Genomic DNA, 4,600 nt, shown 5'->3' with positions numbered 1-4,600 from the left:
GCAAGCCGCCAACGACCGATACCTGGCCCGCATCGGGCCGCAGCCACCGCCACCGCCCACCGAGGAGCCCTCCGACCTCGGCGCGCCCGTGCACACCAGCCTGCGCCGCCAGTTCTCCACGATCGTGCGACGGCAGGCCAGGCTGATCGTCTCCGACCGGGCCTATTTCTTCTTCCTGGCGGTGCTGCCGTTCATCATGGGTGTGCTGTCACTGGCGGTGCCCGGCGACGTCGGCTTCGGCAAGCCCGATCCGATGGGCGGCTCCCCCAACGAACCCGGTCAGATCCTGGTGTTCCTCAACGTCGGCGCGGTGTTCATGGGGACCGCATTGACCATCCGGGACCTGATCGGCGAGCGGCCGATCTTCCGGCGCGAACAGGCGGTGGGCCTGTCGACCACGGCGTACCTGCTGGCCAAGGTCTGCGTCTACACCCTGTTCGCCGTGCTGCAGTCCGCGATCATGGTGTCGATCGTGGTGTGGGGCAAGGGCGGTCCCACCGAAGGTGCTGTGGCCCTGGGCAATCCGTCCGTGGAGCTGTTCGCCACCATCGCGGCCACCTGCGTGGCATCGGCCAACCTGGGCCTGCTGCTCTCGGCGGTCGCGAAGTCAAACGAGCAGATCATGCCGCTGCTGGTGGTGGCAATCATGAGCCAGCTGGTGTTCTCCGGCGGCATGGTCCCGGTGACCAACCGGGTTGTGCTGGATCAGATGTCCTGGTTCACGCCGGCGCGGTGGGGCTTCGCTGCGTCGGCCTCCACCGTCGACCTGATCAATCAGGTGCCCGGACCGCTGACCCCGAAGGACCGCTGGTGGAAGCACCAGGCGTCGAGTTGGTGGTTCGACATGGCGATGCTCCTCGGCCTCAGCGTGCTCTACCTGGGCTTCGTCCGCTGGAAGATCCGGCTGAAAGCCGCCTGAGCACGCGTCGGTGCATTAGGCCGAATCGACGCCGAAAACGATGGTCAACACTGGCGTCGGCTAACGCGGCGCGAAGGCCAATCCCGGTATAGTCCGCTCGGTCGGTTAACGGACCATCCAAGGGGCCCTATGACAACCGTCCGGAATCGGTCGGGGAAGCAGTCACGTCGACGGAGCGTTCGGGTACCGCAGGAGCCGAGACGCCTCAACATCAAGGTGTTGGCCCTGGCTATTGCGTCCGTCATCACCGCTGGCTTGGTGGTGCTGACGCTGACTGCGCCCGCCCAGTCTCCGGCTGTTATGGCAGAAGCCGCGAAGAAGCCTTCAGCCGCGGCCGAACGAGGAACGATCCAAGGGGCGAGTGACTCCTCCCTGGGTCCGCTGGGTACCGCATTGCAGCAAGACATCGCCGCTGCCGTGAAGGCGACCGCATGGCCGACTCTCATTCCGCCGATGGAGGAAGCCATCGCGGTGCCGTCGGCACCGCCCGAGTTGATCGCGTGCGGCGATGTCGGCTCCCACGACCAGAACTGCGTGTGGGGATCACCGTCGGCACCGTTCCGGATCGTGGTGGTCGGAGACTCCATCGCCGTGGCCTACGGAGAACCCCTGCGGCGGATCGCCGAGGAATCCGGTGGGCGGATTCAAGTCCACACGGTGGCCCTGTCGGGATGCCCATTCTCTGCGGACGACATTGTCGAGGCTGACCCGGAGCGTGCCGCCGCCTGCCCGGGGGTGAAGGAACGAGCCCTGGGCGTCATCAACACCACCAAGCCGGACGTCGTGATGATCGCTAACTCGTACTCCGAGAAAAGACGCGTCGACAGCGATCAGAACCTCACGTCCGCCGAATGGGCGAACGGCATTCAGCGCATTGTCGACAAATTCCGGGCGAACACCCGCACGGTCGTCTGGCTCTCCCCGCCGCCGGCGGATCAGAACATCGCCAGTTGTTACACCAAACCCGGTAGCACCCCGGCCGATTGCCTCAGCAAGGTCACCGACCAATGGTTGGACGCGGCCCAAGCCGAACAGGACGTGGCCCGGGGTTCAAGCGGGGTGTGGATCGATTCCCGGCCCTGGTTCTGCAGCGACGGGGGCTGCCCGGCCTTTGTGGGGTCGACGCCGACAAAGCGCGACACCGAGCACCCAACACAGGCCTACGGAGACAAAATCACTCCCGTCGTTGCCGAGTCGTTGCGGGCAGCCGGCGTTCTCGGCCCCACCGGATAACCGGCGACACGGCGATACCGACCGGCTAAGGCCGGGTGCCGCCCTGCGGCTCGCCGGGCACCCAAGCCAGGATGTCGCGCATCCCGTCGCTCCACACCACACTGTTGGGCTCCGGGCCGACGACGTCGAAGTAGAGCTTGCCGGTGACACTGCCGCCCGGCGGCAGCGGCCCGACGTTGAGCCCGCCCGGCGCGTTGCGCAGCATCGGGTACGCCGGTCCGCTCTGTGCGCGGGCCATGAAACCCCCGATCCGCGGATCGACCGTTCCTGCTCGGTGAACGGCTTGATGTTGTCGGTGGCCCACGCCGGCGCGACGGTGGCGGCCCCGATGCCCAGAGCGACCGCGGCGGCGGCTGACTTCGGCGGCTGACTTCGTGATCTTCACCCTTACTGTCCCTTCCTGTGGCGGCACTGTCGGGGCGTTAAATACCCCGGTTTGCACAGTGGTAGGCGGGAAATGACGGTCCGCTACATTTGTCGGCATGGATTCGGGTCGGCTGGGCCAGCGCTGGCTCCTGGCGTGTGCGGCAGCCGCACTGCTGGCCAATTACTTCGGTGGCTTCAGCCTGGTCGTGACCGGTGTTTTCGTGGCCATCTGCCTGATTGGAGCAGCCCTGATCGGCTCCGGTGAGGATCCGGTCGGCATGGGCTTCCCGGCGGACGATTGGGCTGTGGATGCTGTCACGGCAGGCGGCTTCACCGCGCCTGTCGATGTCGTGGCGGCTCCCGACGAGGTGGCCGCCGAGTACGCCGAGCCCTACCCGGGCGAGGACGCCGAGCCCTACCCGGGCGAGGACGAGAGCGACGAGTCGGCCGTATTGGACGTAACGGCGGAAACCGAACCCTCTCCGGCATAGTCGACCAAGCCACTAGCGTGGCCGTGTGCCGATCGAACACCCCGCTGGTGTGCTGGTGAAGAACGTCCGCATTTTCGACGGCGTCGCGGGACGATTGTCCGACGGCCATGTGCTTGTCGAGGGCAGCACCATCGCCGCGGTCGAGACGTCGCCGATCGCCGAAGTCTCCGACGCCACGGTGATCGACGGTGCCGGCCGGGTGCTGATGCCCGGTATGAGTGACGCCCACGTGCATCTGGTGGGCATGGCCAACACCATGCCGGATCTGATGACGGCCACCCAGACCCAACTGGCGGCCGCGACGCTGGCCCGGGCCAAAGACACCCTGCTTCCCACGACGGACCTGAGCCTGCTCGCCGACCCGGCCAACATCGCGGTCATCATGAAAGACGGTGTGGTGGTGAAGAACACACTGCCCGCGGGTTGAGCTGCTCGTGTTCCGGATTCTGTTTTTCTCCCCGCGCATCGCCCCCAACACCGGCAACGCCATCCGGATGGTGGCGGCCACGGGCTGCGAACTGCACCTGGTCGAACCACTGGGTTTCGACCTGTCCGAACCGAAGCTGCGGCGCGCCGGGCTGGACTATCACGACCTGGCCTCGGTCACCGTGCACCGCAGCCTGGCGGACGCCTGGGCGGCTCTCGACGGCGCCCGGGTCTTCGCCTTCACCGCGCACGCCGACCGGTCGTTCGCCGACATCGCCTACACCCCCGGTGATGTGCTGATGTTCGGCCCGGAGCCCACCGGCCTGGATGAGGCCACTCTGGCCGACCCGCACATCACCGGGCAGGTGCGCATCCCGATGCTGCCGGGCCGCCGCTCACTGAACCTGTCCAATGCCGCCGCGGTAGCCGCCTATGAGGCGTGGCGCCAGCACGGCTACGCCGGCGGCCGGTGAGTCAGCCGAACCCGAATCACCAACTGTCCCAATGGGTCAGTTGCTCGGCGGGCAACCGCTTGGCGAGCTTGAAGTCGGTGCCGATGGTGTAGGCGATCGGGAACAGCCCACCTTGGGCGTAGTCGTCGAACGGGATGCCGAGCAGATCGGCGGCCTGCTTCTCACCGTCGCCGACGAGGTGCAGCGTCGTCCATGCGCTGCCCAGGCCGCGGTTGCGCAGCGCCAGCATGTAACTCCAGACCGCCGGCAGCAGCGACCCCCAGTACGAGGCCTGCATGCCCACCGGGGCGTTGTCGGGCCGGCCCTCCAGCAGCGGGATCATCATGACCGGCGCTTTTTCCATGTTCTCGTTGAGATATTTCGCGGAGTTCATGACCGCGTCCATCTGCTGGTCGCGGATGTCGCCGCGCTGCGGCTTGGGCAGGTCCAGATACGAGGTGGCGTTGGAACGGTAGATATCGGCGAGTGCGGCCTTTTTGACCGGGTCCTCGATGAACATCCACTGCCAGCCCTGCGAATTGGAACCGGTGGGCGCCTGCAGCGCGATGTCCAGACACTCCATCAGGACCTCGCGGGGCACCGGCTTGTCGAAGTCGAGCCGCTTGCGCACCGAACGGGTGGTCGTCAGAACGTCGTCGGCGGAGAGGTTGAGTGTCATACGCAGAAGAGTACGGCTGAACGTCGGCGTGCTA

At 66.6% G+C, this 4,600-nt stretch carries 7 protein-coding genes; 5 read left to right on the top strand and 2 right to left on the bottom strand.

The features are described 5' to 3' along the window. Both ADBZ6I_RS16210 and ADBZ6I_RS16205 read left to right on the top strand, forming a co-directional pair. Window positions 1-919: ABC transporter permease (locus tag ADBZ6I_RS16210; RefSeq protein ID WP_526385642.1), on the top strand; the 919-nt coding region annotated here is incomplete at its 5' end. A 258-nt stretch (window positions 920-1,177) separates the two neighbouring features. After that, a complete protein-coding gene (locus ADBZ6I_RS16205) occupies window positions 1,178-2,152 on the top strand; it encodes an SGNH hydrolase domain-containing protein (protein ID WP_526385644.1) in 975 nt (324 codons plus the stop codon). A 25-nt stretch (window positions 2,153-2,177) separates the two neighbouring features. On the opposite strand, the gene ADBZ6I_RS16200 is transcribed toward ADBZ6I_RS16205, so the two are convergent. Next, window positions 2,178-2,390 carry a DUF1942 domain-containing protein gene (locus ADBZ6I_RS16200; RefSeq protein WP_526385640.1) on the bottom strand — a complete coding sequence of 71 codons (213 nt, stop codon included), beginning with the start codon at window positions 2,388-2,390 and terminating at the stop codon, window positions 2,178-2,180. A gap of 244 nt (window positions 2,391-2,634) precedes the next feature. Between ADBZ6I_RS16200 and ADBZ6I_RS16195 the strand changes: the two genes are divergently transcribed. Genes ADBZ6I_RS16195 through ADBZ6I_RS16185 form a run of 3 tightly spaced genes read left to right on the top strand, consistent with a single transcriptional unit; the run spans window position 2,635 to window position 3,908 of the window. After that, window positions 2,635-3,009 carry a hypothetical protein gene (locus tag ADBZ6I_RS16195; RefSeq protein ID WP_526385638.1) on the top strand — a complete coding sequence of 125 codons (375 nt, stop codon included), beginning with the start codon at window positions 2,635-2,637 and terminating at the stop codon, window positions 3,007-3,009. Window positions 3,010-3,034: 25 nt separating this feature from the next. Continuing rightward, the gene (locus ADBZ6I_RS16190) at window positions 3,035-3,436 is read left to right on the top strand and encodes a hypothetical protein (protein ID WP_526385636.1); all 402 of its coding nucleotides are present in this window, start codon (window positions 3,035-3,037) and stop codon (window positions 3,434-3,436) included. 7 nt (window positions 3,437-3,443) lie between these two features. Continuing rightward, on the top strand, window positions 3,444-3,908 hold the full coding sequence (locus ADBZ6I_RS16185) for a tRNA (cytidine(34)-2'-O)-methyltransferase (RefSeq protein ID WP_526385634.1): 465 nt from the start codon (window positions 3,444-3,446) through the stop codon (window positions 3,906-3,908). 16 nt (window positions 3,909-3,924) lie between these two features. On the opposite strand, the gene ADBZ6I_RS16180 is transcribed toward ADBZ6I_RS16185, so the two are convergent. Further along, window positions 3,925-4,566, bottom strand: a complete 642-nt coding sequence (locus ADBZ6I_RS16180) for a nitroreductase family protein (RefSeq protein WP_526385632.1) — start codon at window positions 4,564-4,566, stop codon at window positions 3,925-3,927. Window positions 4,567-4,600: the final 34 nt, after the last annotated feature.

It is taken from the genome of Mycobacterium sp., from assembly GCF_044342925.1.
In the GTDB taxonomy this organism is placed as follows: Bacteria; Actinomycetota; Actinomycetes; order Mycobacteriales; family Mycobacteriaceae; genus Mycobacterium.
Note: the sequence above shows the minus strand (reverse complement) of the source record. Positions and strands in the feature narration are given on the sequence as shown.

Excerpts from the sequence above, each read along its gene's own strand:
- ADBZ6I_RS16200 (WP_526385640.1), bottom strand. The coding sequence starts at position 2,390 with ATGGCCCGCGCACAGAGCGGACCGGCGTACCCGATGCTGCGCAACGCG.
- ADBZ6I_RS16180 (WP_526385632.1), bottom strand. The coding sequence starts at position 4,566 with ATGACACTCAACCTCTCCGCCGACGACGTTCTGACGACCACCCGTTCG.
- ADBZ6I_RS16195 (WP_526385638.1), top strand. The coding sequence starts at position 2,635 with ATGGATTCGGGTCGGCTGGGCCAGCGCTGGCTCCTGGCGTGTGCGGCA.